2 tRNA genes and 2 rRNA genes (1 of these 4 only partly in view) are annotated in these 3,067 nt (G+C 52.9%); all 4 read left to right on the top strand.

Annotated elements, in window-relative coordinates:
• Positions 1 to 269: 269 nt before the first annotated feature.
• Positions 270 to 1,789, top strand: a 16S ribosomal RNA gene (locus tag PSF86_RS17655).
• Between the two features lie 79 nt (positions 1,790 to 1,868).
• Positions 1,869 to 1,942, top strand: a tRNA-Ile gene (locus PSF86_RS17650).
• A 201-nt stretch (positions 1,943 to 2,143) separates the two neighbouring features.
• Positions 2,144 to 2,217: transfer RNA gene (locus PSF86_RS17645), tRNA-Ala, on the top strand.
• 178 nt (positions 2,218 to 2,395) lie between these two features.
• Positions 2,396 to 3,067 (top strand): 23S ribosomal RNA (locus PSF86_RS17640); it runs 2,175 nt beyond the window's last position.
• The 16S and 23S rRNA genes sit together here with 2 tRNA genes alongside, the layout of an rRNA operon.

Raw genomic sequence — 3,067 nt, 5'->3', positions numbered from 1 at the left:
TTTTTCAAAAAAAAGATCCGGAAAAGTTTGCGGGTAACAAAAAACGCATTACTTTTGCACCCGCTTTGAAAACGAAAACTTTTCAAGGTACAGGGACAGAGAAGAAGAGTTCATTGATATATTGTTGACAGCACGGTCTTTTTCAATGGGGCGATAGCAATATCGTCCGAGTGGAAGGGACCGACCAAGTAAGAAAATTTAAGCAAGATCATTTTGAGTTGAGATTCTTTACGGTTGTTCACAAAGGGCCGAACGGTTTTTAAAAGACAACGATGAAGAGTTTGATCCTGGCTCAGGATGAACGCTAGCGGCAGGCCTAACACATGCAAGTCGAGGGGTAGAAGGGAGCTTGCTCCCTTTGAGACCGGCGCACGGGTGCGTAACGCGTATGCGACCTACCTTTTACTGGGGGATAGCCCGGAGAAATCCGGATTAATACCCCATGGCCCGCGATGTCCGCATGGACGTCACGGTAAAGTTCCGGCGGTAAAAGATGGGCATGCGTCCTATTAGCTTGATGGAGCGGTAACGGCGCCCCATGGCAACGATAGGTAGGGGTCCTGAGAGGGAGACCCCCCACACTGGTACTGAGACACGGACCAGACTCCTACGGGAGGCAGCAGTGAGGAATATTGGACAATGGTCGGAAGACTGATCCAGCCATGCCGCGTGCAGGAAGACTGCCCTATGGGTTGTAAACTGCTTTTGTACGGGAAGAATAAGGCCCACGTGTGGGCCGGTGACGGTACCGTACGAATAAGCACCGGCTAACTCCGTGCCAGCAGCCGCGGTAATACGGAGGGTGCAAGCGTTATCCGGAATCATTGGGTTTAAAGGGTCCGTAGGCGGGCCGGTAAGTCAGGGGTGAAATTCCATAGCTCAACTATGGGACTGCCCTTGATACTGCCGGCCTTGAATTTGCAGGAAGTGGCTGGAATGAGTGGTGTAGCGGTGAAATGCATAGATATTACTCAGAACACCTATTGCGAAGGCAGGTCACTACTGCACGATTGACGCTGATGGACGAAAGCGTGGGGAGCGAACAGGATTAGATACCCTGGTAGTCCACGCCGTAAACGATGGATACTAGCTGTTGGGCCCTTGGGCTCAGTGGCCAAGCGAAAGTGATAAGTATCCCACCTGGGGAGTACGTTCGCAAGAATGAAACTCAAAGGAATTGACGGGGGCCCGCACAAGCGGTGGAGCATGTGGTTTAATTCGATGATACGCGAGGAACCTTACCAGGGCTTAAATGTAGTCCGACGGGAGTGGAAACACTTTTTTCTTCGGACGGGCTACAAGGTGCTGCATGGTTGTCGTCAGCTCGTGCCGTGAGGTGTCAGGTTAAGTCCTATAACGAGCGCAACCCCTGCCGTTAGTTGCCAGCGAGTGAAGTCGGGAACTCTAGCGGGACTGCCGGTGCAAACCGAGAGGAAGGTGGGGATGACGTCAAATCATCACGGCCCTTACGTCCTGGGCCACACACGTGCTACAATGGCCGGTACAGAGAGCAGCCACGCCGCAAGGCGGAGCGAATCTACAAAACCGGTCACAGTTCGGATCGGGGTCTGCAACTCGACCCCGTGAAGCTGGAATCGCTAGTAATCGGATATCAGCCATGATCCGGTGAATACGTTCCCGGGCCTTGTACACACCGCCCGTCAAGCCATGGAAGCTGGGGGTACCTGAAGTCGGTGACCGCAAGGAGCTGCCTAGGGTAAGACCGGTAACTGGGGCTAAGTCGTAACAAGGTAGCCGTACCGGAAGGTGCGGCTGGAACACCTCCTTTCTAGAGAAAAGGCCTTTGACCGATCGTGGGTCTTGACAAGGGGTGGTTTTGCTTAAAGCTGTCAATAAAAAAAAGAAACAGTCTCGTAGCTCAGCTGGTTAGAGCGCTACACTGATAATGTAGAGGTCGGCAGTTCGAGTCTGCCCGAGACTACTAAGGTCGAGGGGGCGGTCGGGGCATGATCGATTGCCGGGCGAGCATATAAGTTCTTAAAAGTTATATACCGGAGTGATATCTTGTAAAAAGATGTTAAAAGGGTCTGTAATGGAAATATTGAAAGGAAATTTTAGAAGTTGGGTTTGTTGCGGGTCCGGTACTCGTAACCCATAACTGATAACCCATGACCGAAGAAATGGGGGATTAGCTCAGCTGGCTAGAGCGCCTGCCTTGCACGCAGGAGGTCATCGGTTCGACTCCGATATTCTCCACTGAGAGCCCCCTCCCGGCCTCCCCCCGAAAGGGGGAGGGAGACACGGGAGGGGGGCTGAAAGTTCATTGACATATTGAGATAAAGAGATACGAGAGAAAAAAAGAATCTTATGTAAAGAGGGCCGTCCCGCCGCACGGGCGGGGCTGCCCGAGGACAGAATAAAAGAGCAAAAAGTACAATAAGCTGTATAAGGGCGCATGGGGGATGCCTGGGCTCCCAGAGGCGATGAAGGACGCGATAAGCTGCGAAAATCCGCGGGTAGTGGCACATACACTTTGATCCGCGGGTATCCGAATGGGGCAACCCACCACGCTGAAGGCGTGGTATCCCGAACTAGTTTCGGGAGGCGAACCTGCCGAACTGAAACATCTAAGTAGGCAGAGGAGAAGAAAACAAGAGTGATTCCGTCAGTAGCGGCGAGCGAACGCGGAACAGCCCAAACCGTGCCTGTTACGGCAGGCGCGGGGTAGTAGGACTGCGATATTCGGTGCGTTATGAATTGGAACTGTTTGGAAAGACAGACCGTAGGGGGTGATAGTCCCGTACAAGAAAAGACCGTTACCGATAGCAGTATCCTGAGTAGTGCGGGGCACGTGAAACCCTGTACGAATCCGGCGGGACCATCCGCCAAGGCTAAATACTCCTGGGAGACCGATAGTGTACCAGTACCGTGAGGGAAAGGTGAAAAGAACCCCGAACAGGGGAGTGAAACAGATCCTGAAACCATGCGCCTACAAGCGGTCGGAGCCCTGAACTTGTTTCAGGGTGACGGCGTGCCTTTTGCATAATGAGCCTACGAGTTACTTTTACCAGCGAGGTTAAGGTGTTCGGCACCGGATCCGTAGCGA

It is taken from the genome of Galbibacter pacificus (assembly GCF_029603165.1).
GTDB lineage: Bacteria > Bacteroidota > Bacteroidia > Flavobacteriales > Flavobacteriaceae > Galbibacter > Galbibacter pacificus.
The sequence above is the reverse complement of the archived record's forward strand: the minus strand, read 5'-3'. Positions and strand labels throughout refer to the sequence as shown.